Genomic DNA, 18,991 nt, shown 5'->3' with positions numbered 1-18,991 from the left:
TCTCTTGCTACTCGCACTCTTCGGCATTGTCGCCCAGGTGTTGTCGCGATCCAGTAATTCCGCACTCCTGCGCGCCAGTGGGTGACCGATTACAGGCCCGTGAGAAGGGGCGGGTAGCGTGCCGGGTAAGTAGGCCCTCAAAGGTTGGGAACCGGACTTGAAAACGAACCCGGAAATCGAAGAAAGCGACCTCGCGGAACCCTATATCGGGGGTCTGCTCGCCTCGCTCGGCCTGAGCGTCCACTTTTTCAGGGCGGAAAAGGACAGTCTTTTCTACCGTGACGACGCGGGGCGCGAGGTCGCGGTGCTCGACCTCGTCGGCGGTTACGGTTCGACGATCATCGGACACAACAATCCCGACATCGTCCGGTACGCGAAGGAGCTGCTGGACCAGGGAGTGCCGGTCCACGCGCAGTTCTCCAAGCACCCGTACGCCAACGACCTCGCGCAGAAGGTCAACTCCGCCCTCCGGCGCGAGTTCGGCACGTCGGAGCCCTACTCCGCGATCTTCGCCAACAGCGGCGCGGAGGCGGTCGAGATCGCGATGAAGCACGCCGAGTTCGACCGGGTCGCGAAGCTGGCCGAACTGGCCGAGGAGATCGAGGGGAACCTCGAGAAGGCCCGTACGGCCGTGGCCGGCGGTGCCGAGATCGTCGGCGGAGAGCCCCTCGACCGCCTGGGCGCGGACCCGGACGGGCCCCGTGGATCCTCGCCGGCCGAGGTGATCGCCGGGATCCGGAGCGTCAACGGTGCGCGCATGGCGACGGCGCCCGTGTTCCTGGCACCGGAGGGTTCGTTCCACGGAAAGCTGGTCGGCAGCGTCCAGCTGACCCACAACACCGGCTTCCGGGCGCCGTTCGCGTCACTGGCCGCGCAGTGCCGGTTCGTGCCGGTGCACGAACCGGACGCGCTGGCCAAGACCGTCGAGTCGGAGCGGAAGACGCTGTTCGACCTCGCGGTCGACGGCCGTGCGGTGCGCGTGGTCGAGCGTGACCTGCCGGTCGTCGCCGCGTTCATCCTCGAGCCGGTTCAGGGCGAGGCCGGGATCAGGCCGTTCGACCGGGAGACCGTGCTGCGCATCCAGCAGGCGTGCGCGGCGGTCGACTGCCCGATCATCGTCGACGAGGTCCAGAGCGGCATGGGCCGCACCGGCGCCTTCTTCGCCAGTTCGCACGTCGGCCTCCAGGGCGACTACTACACGCTGGCCAAGAGCCTGGGCGGAGGGATCGCCAAGGCGGCGATGACGCTGGTGCGCGGCTCCCGCTACCGCAACGAGTTCGAGCTGGTGCACAGCTCGACCTTCGCGAAGGACGCCTTCTCCACGTTGATCGCCGGCCGGACGGTGGACCTGCTGGAGGCCGAGGACGGCAAGGTCTACCGCATGGCGGCGGAGCGCGGGGACCGGCTGACGGAGATGCTGCGGAAGCTCCAGGAGGAGTTCGGCACCGTCATCAAGGAGGTCCGCGGGAAGGGCCTGATGATCGGCCTGGAATTCCACGACCAGTCGGACTCCTCCTCGGCGGTCATCGCCGAGCAGGCCCGCGCGGGACTCCTCGGCTATCTGCTGTCCGGCTACCTGCTGCGGGTCCACGCCGTGCGCATCCTCCCCACCGCCAGCGCCACGAACACGCTGCGGCTCGAGCCGTCCGTCCACATCACGGACGCCGAGGTCGACCGGCTGGAGTCGGCGCTGCGCGCACTGCTGGTCGTGCTCCGGGACCAGGACGGCGCCGCCCTGCTGCCCACGGATTCGACCGGAGCGTCCGGCCAGTAGGTATTTCGGAGATCGGAACGACGGTTCCCGGTGCGCCCGTGCGTACCGGGAACCGTGTCGCGGCTGTCTGGAATCGTAAAGGAAAGAGCTGTTTACATGACGACATGGCATGACGGTTACGAGGACGGTCGTGGCGAGCCGGTTGCGATCGTCGGAGTGTCCTGCCGACTGCCCGGGGCGACCGGTGCGGACGAGTTCTGGGATCTGCTGAGCGACAGCCGCAATTCGATAACCGAAATACCGAAGGGCCGGCGGGACAGGATCTCGGATTCTGTCAGGTACGACAGCGGCACCCGGTTCGGAGCGTTTCTGGACGGGGTCGGCGACTTCGACGCCGGATTCTTCGGGATCTCCGCACGAGAAGCCGCGGCGATGGATCCGCAGCAGCGGCTCGTACTGGAGCTGGCCTGGGCCGCGCTGGAGGACGCGGGCATCGTTCCCGCCGACCTGGACGGCTCGGCCGCTTCGGTGTTCGTCGGCTCGCTGCGCGACGACTACGCCGGCCTGGTGCTGAGCAGCGGCGACGGCGCGATCACGCAGCACACGAACACCGGTACGCACCGCGGCATCATCGCCAACCGGGTCTCCTACGCCCTGAATCTGCGCGGCCCGAGCGTCGTGGTGGACACGGCCCAGTCGTCGTCGCTGGTCGCGGTCCATCTGGCGGCCCAGAGCGTGCGATCTGGCGAATCGCCCCTCGCGATCGCGGCCGGTGTGAACCTCAACCTCCTCGCGGAGGGAGCGCTGGGAGCCCAGCGCTTCGGCGGCCTCTCGCCGGACGGACACAGCTACGTCTTCGACGCCAGGGCCAACGGGTACGTCCGGGGCGAGGGCGCCGTGGTCATGGTGCTCAAGCCGCTGGCGGCGGCCCTGGCCGACGGGGACGACGTCTACGCCGTCATTCGCGGCAGCGCCGTGAACAACGACGGAGCCACCCCCGGTCTGACCGTGCCCAGCCCCGAGGCGCAGGAGCGAGTGATCCAGGCCGCGCTGCGGCGGTCCGGCATCACCCCTGACCAGGTGCAGTACGTCGAACTCCACGGCACCGGGACCCCGGTGGGCGACCCGGTCGAGGCTGCCGCGCTGGGCGCGGTCTTCTCGGGGCGGCGGGCGGACGGCACCGCCGAGGGAGAACTCCCGCTGCTCGTGGGGTCGGTCAAGACCAACATCGGCCACCTCGAAGGTGCCGCCGGAATCACCGGCCTGCTCAAGACCGTGCTCGGCATCAGCCACCGGCGGCTTCCCGCGAGCCTGAACTTCGAAACCCCCAACCCGGACATCCCGTTCGACGACCTCGGACTGCGGGTCAACACGGATCTCTCCGGCTGGCCGCACCCGGACCGACCGCTGATCGCCGGAGTCTCGTCCTTCGGCATGGGCGGCACGAACGCCCACCTGGTCGTGAGCGAGCCGCCGGCCACCGAGAGCGCGGTCACCGAGGACACGGCCACCGAGCCCGGGCCGGACACCCCGCTGGTTCCGATTCCCGTCTCGGGCCGGACTCCGGCCGCGTTGCGGGCGCACGCCGCCCTTCTGCGCGACACCGGTCTCACCCCGCACGACCTCGGTTTCTCCGTGGCGACGACCAGGACGGCGTTCCGGCACCGGGCCGTCGTCCTCGCCGCGAACGCCGAGGAGCTGCGCACCGGGCTCGACGCGGTGGCGAACGGGACGCCCGCGCCGAACGTGATCTCGGACGCGGTCGCCGAGGCCGGGCAGGACGCGGCCCAGGATCCGGCACAGGACGCGGTGGCCGACCGGACCGACGAGTCGCTCGCGGCACTGACCGAGCTCGCCGTCGAGTTCGTCGGCGGCGCGGACGTCGACTGGACGGCCGCGTACGCCGATGTCCGGGGCAAGCGGGTCCGGCTGCCCGGCTACCCGTTCCAGCGGGAGCGGTTCTGGACCGGCGAGCACCTGACCCCGGAGCCCGGCACAGGAGGCGCCGACGCCGCCGGCACGGACGCGGCCGCCCTGGTCAAGGCCCAGGTGGCGGCGGCCCTCGGGGCGGGTGACGCGGACGGCATCGAGCTGGACACGAACTTCCGCGATCTCGGCTTCTCGTCGCTGATGACCGTGGAACTGATCGAGAACCTGTCCGCCGCCACCGGGCGATCGCTCTCCAGCGGCCTGCTGTTCGACTACCCGACGCCGCAGGAGCTCATCGCCCACTTCACCGAGACCGGGATCGGGTCCGGGAGCACCGCGCGGAGCCCCTACGCGCCCGGGCAGACCCGACGTACGAGCGTCTCCTCCGGCCAGGACGAGGACGCGATCGCGATCGTCGGCATGGCCTGCCGTTTCCCCGGCGGGGTCGAATCCCCCGAGGACCTGTGGCGGGTGGTGTCCGAGGAGCGGAACGTGATCGGCGCGTTCCCGGCCGACCGCGGCTGGCAGCCCGGTGACGGCTATTCCCGGGTCGGTGGATTCCTCGACACCGCGGCCGAGTTCGACCCGGCGTTCTTCGGGATCTCCCCCAGGGAAGCGCTGGCCATGGACCCGCAGCAGCGGCTGCTGCTGCAGACCTCCTGGGAGGCCCTGGAGCGGGCCGGAATCGACCCGAAGTCCCTGCGGGGCAGCCGTACCGGCGTGTTCGTCGGCGGCACCGCCTCCGACTACGGCCCCCGGATGCACGAGGCGGACGACGACGTCAAGGGCTATGTGCTGACCGGGACCACGACCAGCGTGCTGTCCGGCCGGATCGCCTACCAGCTCGGCATCGTGGGACCGACGCTCACCGTCGACACGGCCTGCTCCTCGTCCCTGGTCGCACTGCACCTGGCGGTTCGGGCCCTGCGCGACGGTGAGGCGTCGGCAGCGCTCGCCGGCGGCGTGAGCGTGATGGCCACGCCCGGCATGTTCGAGGAGTTCTCCAAGCAGCACGGGCTGGCCGCCGACGGGCGGTGCAAGCCGTTCTCGGAGGACGCCGACGGCACCGGGTGGGCCGAGGGCGTCGGCATGCTCGTGCTGGAGCGGTTGTCCGACGCCCGGCGTGCGGGTCACCCGGTACTCGCCGTGATCCGGGGAAGCGCGATCAACTCCGACGGCGCCTCCAACGGGCTGACCGCGCCCAGCGGTCTGTCCCAGCAGCGGTTGATCACCACCGCGCTGGCCGATGCCGACCTGACCGGCGCCGACGTGGATCTGCTGGAGGCACACGGCACCGGCACCTCGCTCGGCGATCCCATCGAAGCCGAGGCGATCCTCGCCACCTACGGTCAGGACCGGGACGTCCCGCTGTACCTGGGTTCGCTGAAGTCGAACATCGGCCACACCCAGGCGGCGGCCGGAGTCGCCGGCGTGATCAAGGTGGTCCAGGCGATGCGGCACGAGGTGCTGCCGCGGACTCTGCACGCCGACGTCCCGACCTCCCGGGTGGACTGGACCTCCGGGCAGGTCGAACTGCTGACGCGGGCCGAGGAATGGCGGCGGAGCGACCGGCCTCTTCGCGCCGGTGTGTCCGCGTTCGGCATCAGCGGTACGAACGCCCACGTCGTCCTCGAAGAGGGCGAGCGGACCCCGACGGCGCTGGTGTTCACCGGTCAGGGGGCGCAGCGCCCCGGAATGGGCCGGGAACTGTACGCCGAATTCCCGGAGTTCGCGCGCACCCTCGACGAGGTGTGCGCCGCGTTCGACCCGTATCTGGACCGGCCGCTGAAGGAGCTGATGTTCGGCGCCGGATCCGGTGCCGACTCGGAGCTGCACCAGACCCGCTACACCCAGCCGGCGCTGTTCGCCTTCGAGGTGGCGCTGGCCGCGCTGGCCACCGAGCAGGGTCTCGTCGCCGAGCTGCTCGCCGGGCACTCCATCGGTGAACTGGCCGCCGCCTACGTGGCCGGGGTGTTCTCCCTGCCGGACGCGGCCAAGCTGGTGGCCGCCAGGGGCCGGCTGATGCAGCGGGCCCGCTCCGGCGGGGCGATGATCGCCGTGGAGGCCACGGAGTCCGAGGTCGTCGAATCCCTCGTCGACGGAGTCGTGGTGGCCGCGGTGAACGGCCCGGTCTCGGTGGTTCTCGCCGGGGACGCCGACGCCACCGAGAGCGTGGCCGCCGGATGGCGGGAGCGCGGGCGCAGGGTCACCCGGCTGACCGTCAGCCACGCCTTCCACTCGCCCCACATGGACGAGGTGCTCGACGAGTTCCGCGCGGTGGCCGAGTCGATCGACCACCGGCCGCCGCGGATCCCGGTGATCTCCACGGTGACCGGCCGACCGCTCCCCGCCGACGTGACCGGGTACGCCGACCACTGGGTCACCCAGATCCGCGGCACCGTACGGTTCCACGACGCCGTCACGGCCCTGCGCGAGGCCGGTGCCGCCGTGTTCGTCGAGGCCGGACCGTCGGCCGCGCTGACTCCGCTCATCAGGTCCGCCGGGATCACCCGGGTCATCCCGCTCGGCAGGTCCACCGGCTCCGAGGCGGATGTCTTCGCCTCGGGCATGGCCAGGGCCGGTGGCGAGGAGCCCACCCACCCGTTCCGCCGGGACCGGTACTGGCTGCCGCCCCGGCCGGCGCGCGGCGCCTCGGAGCATCCGCTGCTCGACTCGGTGGTGGAGCTGGTCGACCGGGACGAGGTGGTGCTGGTGGGCACCCTGTCGCTGGCCGACTACCCGTGGCTCTCCGGGCATGTGATCAACGGCTCACCCCTGCTCCCCGGAACGGCGTTCCTGGAGCTCGCGCTGTTCGCCGGAGAGCGTCTCGGACTGCCCGAAGTGGCGGATCTGACCCTGGAGAGCCCGCTCGAACTCCCCGAATCCGGCACGGTCCAGATCCAGGTCACCGTGCGCGACCGGCAACTGGCGATCCACTCCCGGCGCGACGGGGAACGGGAATGGACCCGGCACGCGTCCGGGCTGCTCCTGGACGCCGACCCCGCCCTGGAGCTCGACGCGGCCGACCGGCTGGAGTGGCCGCCCGGCGGCGACCCGGTACCGGTCGAGGACGCCTACGCGCTCCTCGCCGAGCGCGGGTACGACTACACCGGCCTGTTCCGCGGACTGCGGACGGTGTACCGGGACGGCGACACCGTGTACGCCGAGGTCCGGCTCCCGGACGAACACCTCGGTTCGGAATCCGGGTTCCTGCTGCACCCGGCACTGGTGGACGCGGTGCTGCACCCGATCGTGCTGGGCCTGGTCGACGGCGGCGAGGGGACGCGTCTCCCGTTCGCCTGGAGCGGGGTACGCGCGCACACCGGCGTCGTCGGTGGAACCGAGTTCCGCGCCCGGCTGACCCCGGCGGGCGGCGGCGACACCTACGAACTGCTGCTCGCCGACGCGACGGGTGCCCCGGTGGCCACCGTCGACGGACTGGCCTTCCGGGCCTCGACGCGCACCGGCGCCGACACCGTCCCGATGTACGAGCTGACCTGGCGGCCCCGGTCCACCTCGGCCAGGGCCGCCGCCGACGCCGATGACGCCCTCCGGCCCACCGTCGTCGAGGTCGCCCCGGCCGATGCCCCGGCGACCGCGGTCGCCGGAGCGCTCAGGGCGATCCAGGAGTGGGTGGCCGCCGAACACGACCCGCACGACCGGCTGGTACTGGTCACCCGGAACGCGGTGGCCGTCGAGCCGGGTGAACCGGTCACCGGTCTCGCCGCGGCGGCCGTGTGGGGCCTGGTGCGCACCGCCCAGAGCGAGTACCCGGACCAGCTCGTCGTGGTGGACGTCGCCGACACCGCGGGCACCGCCGCCCCGGAGGCGACGGCGGCCGCGATCGAATCGGCGGTACGGACCGGAGAGCCGCAGATCGCCGTGCGGAACGGTGAACTCCTGGTGCCCCGGCTGACCAAGGCCGCCGGCCCGGTCGCGGATGCCACCGGAAACGGGGGCATCGAGCCCGGATTCGGCTGGAACCCCGACGGCACGGTCCTGATCACCGGCGGCACGGGTGGGCTGGGCGCGCTGATCGCCAGGCACCTCCACCACGAGCACGGTGTACGGAACCTGCTGCTGGTCAGCCGTCGTGGCCCGGACGCGCCCGGTGCCGCCGAGCTGATGGCGGAACTGGACGGCGCGCGCGTGGTCGCCGTGGACGTGACGGACCGGGCGGCACTGGCCGCGCTGATCGACGGCGTACCGGCCGACGCGCCCCTGACCGCGGTGATCCACACCGCCGGCGTGCTCGACGACGCCACGGTCTCGGCGCTGACCGAGGAGCGGATCGACACGGTCATGGCGGTCAAGGCGGACGCCGCCCGGCACCTCCACGAACTGACCGCGGACCTGGGCCTCGGCGCCTTCCTCTTGTTCTCCTCCGTCTCCGGTCTGCTCGGCACGGCCGGTCAGGCCAACTACGCCGCCGCCAACACCTACCTGGACGCCCTGGCCGCGCATCGCCGTGCCCTCGGGCTGCCCGGGACGTCACTGGCCTGGGGCCTGTGGCAGGAGGGCATGGGGCAGACCCTCGGCGAGGCCGAGATCAACCGCTGGACCCGGTCCGGCGTGGCACCGCTGACCGCCGAGCAGGGGCTCGCCCTGTTCGACCGGGCGGTGTCCGGGGACGCGGCGCTGCCCGTCCCCGCGACCCTGCGGCTGTCCGGGCTCTCCGACACCGACCGTGTGCCTGCCGTGCTGGCCGGCCTGGTCAGGCGGCGCCGGAAGCCGGCCAGGACCGAGCCGGTCGGGCAGGCGGGGCACGCGCTGACCGAGAAGCAGGCGCTGGAGCTCGTCCGGGCGGCCACGGCCGCGGTGCTCGCGCTGCCGAACCCGAACACGCTCGACCTGAGCAAGGCGTTCCGGGAGCAGGGATTCGACTCGCTGGCCGGCGTCGACCTTCGCAACCGGCTGATCGCGGCCACCGGGCGGCAGCTCCCGGCCACCCTGGTCTTCGACCACCCCACGCCGCAGGCGCTGGCGGCGTACCTGTCCGAGGACTCGAACGCGTCCTCGGACAAGAAGCCGGCCGGTGGTTCGAGGCGGCGGAGCAAGAACAGGAGCCGGACCGACGAACCGATCGCGATCGTCGGTATGGCCTGCCGCTATCCCGGCGGAGTCCGCTCGGCCGACGACCTGTGGCGGCTGGTCCTCGACGGGCGGGACGTGATCTCCGAGTTTCCGACGAATCGCGGATGGGACCTGGACAGGCTGTACCACCCCGATCCGAACCACCCGGGCACCAGCTACACCAGGCACGGCGGATTCCTGCACGACGCGGACCTGTTCGACGCGGCGTTCTTCGACATGTCGCCGCGGGAGGCACTGGCCACCGACCCGCAGCAGCGCATGCTGCTCGAGACGGCGTGGGAGACGTTCGAGGACGCCGGGATCGACCCGGGTGTCCTGCGCGGAAGCCGGACCGGCGTGTTCACCGGCGTGATGTACGACGACTACGCCTCGCGGCTCCCGGCGACCCCGCGCGAGGTGGAGGGCTTCCTCCTGGCCGGCAACACCTCCAGCGTGGTCTCCGGACGGCTGGCGTACGTCTACGGGCTCGAGGGCCCGGCGATCACCGTGGACACCGCGTGCTCGTCGTCGCTGGTCGCGCTGCACCTGGCCGCGAACGCGCTGCGCTCGGGTGAGGTGGACCTGGCCCTGGCGGGCGGCGTCACCGTGATGTCCGGGCCGAGCACGTTCGTGGAGTTCTCCCGCCAGAGCGGACTGTCCACGGACGGCCGGTGCAAGTCGTTCTCGGCCGACGCCGACGGTACGGGCTGGTCGGAAGGTGTCGGCCTGCTGCTGGTGGAACGGCTCGAGGACGCTCGCCGGAACGGGCATCAGGTGCTTGCGGTGCTGCGTGGTTCCGCGGTGAACTCCGACGGCGCCTCCAACGGGCTGACCGCGCCGAACGGGCCCTCCCAGGAACGGGTGATCCGGTCCGCCCTCGCCGACGCCGGTCTGTCGAGCGCCGATGTCGACCTGATCGAGGCGCACGGCACCGGTACCCGGCTCGGTGACCCGATCGAGGCACAGGCCCTGCTGGCCACCTACGGTCAGGACCGCGACGAACCCGTTCGCCTGGGTTCGCTGAAGTCGAACCTCGGGCACGCCCAGGCCGCCGCCGGCGTCGGCGGCGTGATCAAGGTGATCCAGGCGATGCGGCAGGGCGTCCAGCCCCGCACCCTGCACCTCGGCGAGCCGTCGCCGCACGTGGACTGGTCCGCGGGCTCGATCGAGCTGCTCGCCGAGCAGCAGGACTGGCCGGACCTCGGCCGGCCACGCCGAGCCGCGGTCTCCGCGTTCGGGATCAGCGGCACCAACGCCCACGTGATCCTGGAACAGGCCGAGAACGTCGCGCGTCCCACCCGTACGGCGACCGAACCCTCCGTACCGGGTGATCAACTCGATGCCGCTCACCCGACGGTGCCGTTGGTGCTGTCGGCCCGGACCGAGCAGGCACTGCGCGTGCGGGCCGCCGAGCTGCGGGCCCACCTGGACGAACACCCGGAGATCGACGTCGTCGACGTCGCCGGAACCCTCGCCGGCCGGCGCGCCCTGCTCGACCAGCGGGCCGTCGTGCTCGGTGCCGACCGGGAAACGCTGCTGCGCGGCCTCGACGCCGTCGCGGCGGGCACGTCCGGCGGGCCCGGAGTGGTGCGCGGAAACGGGGCGGGTCGCGGTGCGACGGCGTTCCTGTTCACCGGACAGGGTGCGCAACGGGCCGGAATGGGAGAGGAGTTGTACGAGCGGTCCGCGGTCTACCGAGCCGCGCTCGACGAGGTGTGCGCGCACCTCGATCCGCTGCTCGACCGGCCGCTGCGCGCCGTGCTGTTCGCCGAGCCCGACAGCGCGGACTCGGCCCTGCTCGACCGGACCGCCTACACCCAGGCGGCGTTGTTCGCCGTGGAGGTGGCGCTCCACCGGTTCGCCGAGCACTACGGCGTCACCCCGGACTACCTGCTCGGGCATTCGGTCGGCGAGGTGGCCGCGGCGCATGTGGCCGGGGTGTTCGATCTGCCCGACGCCTGCCGGCTGGTCGCCGCCAGGGGCGCCGCGATGCAGTCCGCCCGCGACGACGGGGCGATGGCAGCGCTGGAGGCCACCGAGGAGGAGGTGCTCGACTCGCTGGTCGCCGGAGCGGCGGTCGCCGGCGTCAACGGTCCCCGGGCCGTCGTGGTGTCCGGCGACGATGCCGCGGTGACCGCGATGACCGAACACTGGTCGAGCCAGGGCAGGCGAACCCGACGGCTGTCGGTCAGCCACGCCTTCCACTCGCCGCACATGGACGGGGTGCTGGCCGCCTTCCGGGCCGAGCTGGACACGATCACCTTCCACGAGCCCCGGGTCCCGGTCGTCTCGAACGTGACCGGCGAGATCGCCACCGCCGAGCAGCTGACCTCACCGGACTACTGGGTGACTCATGTCCGGGAAGCCGTCCGGTTCTTCGACGGCGTGCGCACACTGCGGCGCAGCGGTGTGACCGAATTCGTCGAACTCGGCCCGAACGCCGTGCTGACCGCGATGGTCTCCCAGGCGATCGCGGACGAGGAGGCCGTGGAGAGCGGCGGCGCTTCGGTGTCGATGCTGCGTTCCGGACGAAGCGACGTGGAGACCGCGTTCGCCGCGCTCGGTGCCCTGCACGTCCGCGGTGTACCGGTCGGCTGGCCGGCGGTGCTCCCGGCGACCGGGCCGGTCCCGTTGCCGCGCTACCCGTTCCAGCACCGCCGGTACTGGCTGGAGGCCCCGTCCTCCTCGTACCCGCTGCTGGACACGGCGACGCACCTCGTCGACGGCGCGGCCGTGCTCACCGGTGAGATCAGTGCCGGCGGATGGATCGGCGACCACCGGATCCGCGGCGAGGCCATCCTCCCCGGCACGGCGCTGCTGGACATGACACTGCACGCCGGGGCATGGGTGGACTGCCCGACGGTCGCCGAACTGACCTTCACCACGCCGCTCGTCCTGCCCGAAGACGGAGCCGTATCGGTCCAGATCCGGGTCGAGGCCCCCGAGCCCAGCGGCAGCCGTTCGGTACTGATCCACTCCCGGCCGAGCGCCGAGGCCGACGAGCGGGCCGAGTGGACGCAACACGCCCACGGCGTCCTCGTCCCCGGGCAGCAGTCGCCCCCGGTCGCACCCGAACCGGCCGGAACCGAGGTCGACCTGGCCGGGGTGTACCAGCGGCTGGCCGAGCACGGCTACCACTACGGCCCGGCGTTCCAGGGCCTTCAGGCGGTGCGTCACGACGGCGAGGACCGGTTCGCCGAGGTGGAACTGGAGCCGCGCCACCGGACCGAGGCGAGCCGCTTCGGAGTGCACCCGGCACTGCTCGACGCGGTGCTGCACGTGCTGCTTCCCGGAGTGGTCGATCCCGGCGCCCCGCCGGTTCTGCCGTTCTCCTGGACCGGGGTGACCCGTCACTCGTCCGGTGCGACGGCGGTCAAGGCCAGGGTCGCGGTGCGCGGGAACACGGCGAATCTGGTGGTCCACGATCAGGACGGCCGTGCCGTGCTGACGGTGGACGAACTGGCGCTGCTGCCCCTCGGGGGGAGCCATGCGCCCGCGGGGATGAACACGGTGGCCTGGCGGGATGCCGCCGGACCCGACGACTCCCTGGAACCCGCCGTCCCGCACCGGGTACCGGTCGCGGCGGAGCACCCGGACCAGGACGTTCCGACCGCGGCGAAGGCCCTGGTCCATGCCGTTCTCGGCGACCTCAGGGCGATCCTCGCCGAGGACGACGAGCGCCGGCACGCCTTCGTGATCACCCCGGACCTGTCGCACGCCGCGGTGCGCGGCCTGGTCCGCAGTGCCCAGGCGGAGAATCCGGGCAGGTTCGTCCTGATCGAGGCCGACCAGTCGGCCACCGAGGAGCGGCTCGCCCTCGCGCTTCGGACCCCGGAGCCGGAACTGGCGATCCGGGAGGACAGGATCCTGGTGCCCCGGCTCGCCCGCCCGACCGGTGTCGCGGCGAGCGCCTCGGACACCGGTGTGGACGCCGGCGTGGACTGGACCGCGGGCCCGGTGCTGATCACCGGCGCGACCGGAACCCTCGGCACCGTTCTGGCCAGGCACCTGGTGGTGAAGCACGGGGTGCGGAACCTGGTGCTGGTCAGCCGCCGGGGTGAGGACGCGCCCGGCGCGACCGACCTCCGGGCCGAGCTGGTCGGCCTCGGCGCCGCCGTGAGCCTGGTGGCCGCCGATGTGACCGACCGGCACGCCGTGGAGCGCGTGTTCGCCGAGCACGAGCCGGCCGCGGTGGTGCACACGGCGGGTGTGGTCGCCGACTCCACCCTGACCGGACTGACCACCGAACAGATCGACACGGTGCTGCGCCCGAAGATCGATGCCGCCTGGCATCTGCACGAGGTGGCCGGCGACAGGCCGCTGGTCCTGTACTCGTCGGTCGCCGGACTGCTCGGTACGGCGGGCCAGGCGAACTACTCGGCGGCCAACACGTTCCTGGACGCCCTCGCCGAGCACCGCCGTGGACTCGGCCTGCCCGCGGTCTCCCTCGCCTGGGGTCTGTGGGCGCAGGCCAGCGGTGTCTCCGAGCAGTTGACCGACACGGACCTTCAGCGACTGGCCCGCACGGGTCTGCGTCCGCTGGACACCGCCGAGGCGCTCGGCCTGTTCGACGCCTCCCTCGACGCGGTCACCGGCACCGGTTCCGCGGTGCTGGCCCTGACCCGGTTCGACCGGGCCGCCCTCCGGGGCCGGACCGACCTGCCCGGGCTGCTGCGCGACCTGGCCGGACCGGCCGCGGCCGCCCCCACGGCCGCGCGGGACAGTGAGGCCCACCGGCGGGGAGCGGACGCTCCGGAGGTCGGCCCCGCCGACGTCCAGGAGATCGTTCGCCGTCAGGTCGCCGCGGTCCTCGGTTACGCCGATTCGGCCGAGGTCGAGGAGAACCGTCCCTTCAGCGAACTCGGTTTCGACTCGCTGACCGCCGTCGAACTGCGCAACCAGCTGAGCACCGCGATCGGCAAGCGGCTGTCCGCGACCGTGGTGTTCGACCACCCCACCCCCGCCGCGCTGACCGAGCACCTGCGGAGTCTCGTCTCGGCCGAGGAGCGACCGCTTCCCGCGAAGGTCCGGGAACGGTCGGCGACGGCCGAGGAGGGCTACGACGAGCCGATCGCGATCGTCGGGATGGCCTGCCGGTACCCGGGTGGGATCACCTCACCGCAGGACCTCTGGCACCTGGTCGCCGACGGCCGGGACGCCACCTCGGAGTTCCCGGTCAACCGGGGCTGGCCGAGCGACCTCTACCACCCCGACCCGGACCACCCCGGCACCTCCACCACCCACCGGGGCGGATTCCTGCACGACGCGGAACTCTTCGACGCGGAGTTCTTCGGCATGTCGCCGCGAGAGGCGCTGGCCGTCGACCCGCAGCAGCGGCAACTGCTGGAGACCACCTGGGAGGCGGTGGAGAAGGCCGGCCTCGACCCGCAGGGACTGCGGGGCAGCCGGACCGGTGTGTTCGTCGGTGTCATGTACAGCGACTACGGGTCCCGGCCGGATCTGCCGCCGGACGGGGTGCAGGGATACCTGTACAGCGGTAGCGCGGGCAGCATCGCCTCCGGTCGGCTCGCCTACACGTTCGGGTTCGAGGGGCCGACCCTCACCGTGGACACCGCCTGCTCGTCCTCACTGGTCGCGGTGCACCTGGCCGCGAGCGCGCTGCGGCGCGGGGAGTGCGACCTCGCGGTGGCGGGCGGCGCGACGGTGATGGCCACGCCGACACCGTTCGTGGAGTTCTCCCGCCTGCGCGGGCTGTCCGAGGACGGCCGGTGCAAGTCGTTCTCCGACGACGCCGACGGCACCGGATGGTCCGAGGGCGCGGGCATGCTGCTCCTCGAGAAGCTGTCGGACGCCAGGCGCAACGGGCACCAGGTGCTCGCCGTCCTGCGCGGCTCGGCGGTGAACTCCGACGGTGCCTCGAACGGGCTGACCGCGCCGAACGGTCCCGCCCAGGAGCGGGTGATCCGAGCCGCGCTCGACGCCGCCGACCTGGCCCCGGCCGATGTCGACCTCGTGGAGGCGCACGGCACCGGGACGAAGCTCGGTGACCCCATCGAGGCGCAGGCCGTGATCTCCACCTACGGGCGCGACCGGGAGAACCCGGTGCTGCTGGGTTCGCTGAAGTCGAACATCGGCCACGCCCAGGCGGCCGCGGGAGTCGGCGGCATCATCAAGGTCGTCCAGGCCATGCGGCACGAGATCGCCCCGGCGACCCTGCACGTGGGCACCCCGTCCCGGCACGTCGACTGGTCGGAGGGCAAGGTCGAACTGCTGACCCGGTCCCGCCCGTGGCCGCGCGGGGAGCAGCCCCGCCGGGCCGGCGTGTCCTCCTTCGGGTTCGGCGGCACCAACGCCCACGTGATCATCGAGGAGGCCGAAACCGAACCGGCTCCGATCACCGAGGCCCCGGCCGAGCCGCCCCTGATGCCGTGGGTGCTGTCCGCCCGTACCGAGCAGGCCCTCGCGGACCAGGCGGAACGGGTCGCCCACCTGTCCACCGCGGACGAGTCGTTCACGCTGGCCACCCGTTCCGCGATGCCGTACCGGATCGCGGCGACGAGCCCCGGGGCCCTGCGCGACGCGGTCCCGGTGCGGGTGGCGGGAGGCAAGCTGGCCTTCGCGTTCACCGGCCAGGGCGCACAGCGCGTCGGCATGGGCCTCGAACTCGCAGCCGCCTACCCGGTGTTCGCGGCGGCGTTCGACGAGGTCTGCGCCCACTTCGACGCTTCGCTGCGCTCGACGATCAGGGAAGCGATCGCCACCGGGGACGACCTGGACGAGACCGGCACGGCACAGCCCGCGCTGTTCGCCGTCGAGGTCGCGCTGTTCCGCCTGGTGGAGTCCTGGGGGGTACGGCCGGACCTGGTGCTCGGCCATTCGATCGGTGAACTGGCCGCCGCGCATGTCGCCGGAGTGCTGTCGCTGTCCGACGCGGCCAGGCTGGTCGCCGCCCGTGGCGGCCTGATGCAGGCCCTGCCCCGCGGCGGGGCGATGGTCGCCGTCGAGGCGAGCGCCGCCGACCTCGACGGGCGGGACCTGCCCGCCGGGGTGACGATCGCCGCGGTCAACGGTCCCACCTCGATCGTGCTGTCCGGCGCCGAGAAGGCGGTGTTGTCCTTCGTGGAGGAGGAGTTCGCCGGCCGGGGAAGGCGCACCAAGCGGCTCTCGGTCAGCCACGCCTTCCACTCACCGCTGATGGAGCCGATGCTGGACGACTTCCGGGCGGTCGCCCGGGAGCTCACCTACAACACCCCGACGATCCCCGCGATCTCCACGGTCACCGGACAGCACGCCGAGGACTGGACCGACCCCGAGTACTGGGTGAACCAGGTCCGGGCGACCGTCCGGTTCCACGAAGCGGTGCGGACCGCGCGGGACGAGGGCGTGCGCACGGTCCTGGAAGTGGGACCGGACGCGGTGCTCACCGGCATGATCGCGGCCGCTTTCCCCGCCGACGAGGCGGACAGCCCGGTCGCCGTGCCGCTGCGGCGGGCCGGCAAGGCCGAACCGCACACCGTCGTCACGGCCCTCGGCACCCTGTTCACCCGAGGTGCCGAGATCGACTGGCAGGCGGTGTTCCCCGGCGCCAAGCCTGTCGATGTGCCGACCTACGCGTTCCAGCGCAAGCGGTTCTGGCTCGCCCCGGCCGGACAGGCCGATGTGACCGGTGCCGGTCTGCGATCCGCGGAGCACCCGCTGCTGGGCGCGGCCGTCGATCTCGCCACGGGCGGTGCGGGGGAGGGGGGCACCACCGTGTCGACCGGCCGGCTGTCCCTGTCCACCCACCCGTGGCTGGCCGATCACCGGGTACAGGGCGTCGTGATCGTGCCCGGTACCGCGCTGGTCGAACTGGCCGCGTCGGCGGGCCCGATAGCGCAGTTCACCATCACCGAACCGGTGGTCGTACCGGAGACCGGCACGCTCACCATCCAGATGGTGGTCGACGGCACCGACGTCACGGTCTTCTCCCGGAGCGGGGACGCCGGCTCCGGCGACCTTCCGTGGACCAGGCACGCCGTCGGCACGCTCGACACCGAAGGACACCGGGCCGCACCGGATGCCGAGCCGTGGCCGGGCGATCTGACGGAGATCGACCTCACCGGCGTGTACGACCGGGTCGCCGAGCACGGTTACGAGTACGGTCCCGCCTTCCAGGGGCTGCGGCTCCTGTGGCGGCACGACGAGGAGCTGTTCGCCGAGGTCGAGGTGGAGCAGGACCCGGCCGGAAACGGAGCCGGCTTCGCCGTGCACCCGGCGCTGCTGGACGCGGTCCTGCACGCCCTGCTGCCCGACGTCGCCGGTGACCGGCCTGCCGCCTTGCCGTTCGCCTGGTCCGGCGTGCGTTTCCACGCCGCGGCTCCGGCGGCGGCCGGAACGGCTCTGCGGGCCCGGATCACCCCTACGGGTTCGGACGCGGTGCGCCTGCTGGTGACCGACGCCGAGGGCCATGTCCTGGTCGAGGTGGACGAGTTGGTCCTGCGTCCCCTCACCGGTCTCCTGACCGGCGCCTCCGCCGGCGAGAACCTTCTGTTCACCTCCGTCTGGCGCGGCTTGGACACGGCCGGTGCGCCCGCCGGGACGTCGGCGAACGGCACCGCGTACGAGGTGGTGCAGGTCGACGCCGGTACGGGCGACCTGCCGCAGCGCGCCCGGAACGCCGTACACCACACCCTCGGTGTGCTGCGTGACCGGCTGGACACCGACGGCACCGGCACGCTCGCCGTCGTGGTCGGCGCCGACCTCGCCCATGCCGGAGTCCGCGGCCTGGTCCTCAGCGCCGCGACCGAGCACCCCGGCCGGTTCGTCCTGGTGGACCGTCCCGACTGGGACGGTGCCGCCGATGTCCGGGGCGCCGTCAAGGAGCTCCTGGCCGGCGCCGACATCGGTGACGAGCCGCAGGTACGGGTTCGCGACGCGGAGCTCCTGGTCCCGAGGCTCGTCCGGTACAAGCGGCCGGCCGAGCCCGGATCGGGAGACCCGGAGAACCCGAAGATGACCGCGGTCCCCTGGGCCGAGGGCACCGTCATGATCACCGGCGCGAGCGGTGCGCTGGGCACGGCGCTGGCCCGGCATCTTGTGGAGCGGCACGGCGCCAAGTCGCTGCTGCTGGTCAGCCGGAGCGGGACCGCGCCGGAGATCGAGGGCGCGGCGGCCGACGTCGAGATCACCGCGGCGGCGTGTGACGTCGCCGACCGCGAGGCGCTGGCCGCGCTCGTCGAGCGCCACCGCCCCGTCGCCTTCGTCCACGCCGCCGGCACGCTGTCCGACGGCACCGTGGACGGGCTGACCCCCGAGCAGGTCGACGCCGTACTCCGGCCGAAGATCGATGCCGCCTGGCATCTGCACGAGGTCGCCGGGGACGCCCCCGTGGTGCTGTACTCGTCGATCGCCGGACTGCTCGGCACCGCGGGACAGGCGAACTACGCGGCCGGGAACACGTTCCTGGACGCCCTGGCCGAGTACCGCCACTCGCTCGGTCTCCCCACGGTCTCGCTGGCATGGGGACTGTGGGAGACCGGGATGGGCGACGGACTGTCCGAGGCCGACCTGCGGCGGATCTACGCGCTCGGACTGCGCCCGATCGCCGTACCGGACGCGCTGGCCGCCTTCGACGTCGCCACCTCGGCGATCGCCGGCCCGGCGGCCACCGACGCCCGGAGCGCGGTGCTCGCCGTGACCGGGATCGACCGGGCCGCTCTCGGGGCCGCCTCGAACCCGCCCTCGCCGCTGCGGGACCTCGTGCCCCGTCGCGGACAGGCAGCGGCAGCGCGTGCCGACCGGCCGCGGCCTGCCCAGGAGCGGTCCGGGATCGCGTGGGAACAGCCGGGTGCGGTGCTCGACCTGGTGCGTCGCGAGGTCGCCGCCGCGCTGGGACACGACGACGTGTCGGCGATCGCGTCCGAGGCGCCGTTCACCGATCTGGGTCTCGACTCCCTGACAGCGGTCGAACTGCGTAACCGGCTCTCGGCGGCCACAGGTGAACGGCTGCCGACCACGCTGGTGTTCGACTATCCGACTCCGTCCGTACTGGCCGAGAATCTGCGGGGCATCCTGGCGGCCAAGCGAGCCGCTCCGCTCCTCGACCAGTTGGAGGCGCTGATTCGCGACGGACAACTCGAATCGGAGGCGGTGGCAAGGCTCCGGCACCTGCTCGGCGGCCCTGCGACCGGCACGGCCTTCGACGAGCAGCTCGGCAAGAATCTGGACGACGCGGCCGACGAGGAGTTGTTCGCCTTCGTCGACGAACTCGACTGAGCCTCTTCAGCGAGGCCCCTGCACACCGCCGGGGTCGGGCGTGTCGCCCGACACGCTCGA

General features: G+C 72.4%; 2 protein-coding genes. Both read left to right on the top strand.

The window, feature by feature from the left end:
• Nucleotides 1-157 precede the first annotated feature (157 nt).
• Nucleotides 158-1,774 (top strand): aminotransferase class III-fold pyridoxal phosphate-dependent enzyme, encoded by a 1,617-nt coding sequence (locus ABZY12_RS00265; protein WP_356885473.1) that lies wholly within the window; start codon nt 158-160, stop codon nt 1,772-1,774.
• 96 nt (nt 1,775-1,870) lie between these two features.
• A complete protein-coding gene (locus ABZY12_RS00260; protein ID WP_356885471.1) occupies nt 1,871-18,931 on the top strand; it encodes an SDR family NAD(P)-dependent oxidoreductase in 17,061 nt (5,686 codons plus the stop codon).
• The last annotated feature ends 60 nt before the right edge of the window (nt 18,932-18,991 follow it).

The organism is Streptomyces sp. NPDC006551 (assembly GCF_040611675.1).
Taxonomy (GTDB): domain Bacteria; phylum Actinomycetota; class Actinomycetes; order Streptomycetales; family Streptomycetaceae; genus Streptomyces.
This window is presented reverse-complemented; position numbering and strand designations above follow the sequence as displayed.

Bases quoted from the DNA above. Each gene is read 5' to 3' on its own strand.
- ABZY12_RS00260 (WP_356885471.1), top strand. From the start codon at position 1,871: ATGACGACATGGCATGACGGTTACGAGGACGGTCGTGGCGAGCCGGTT.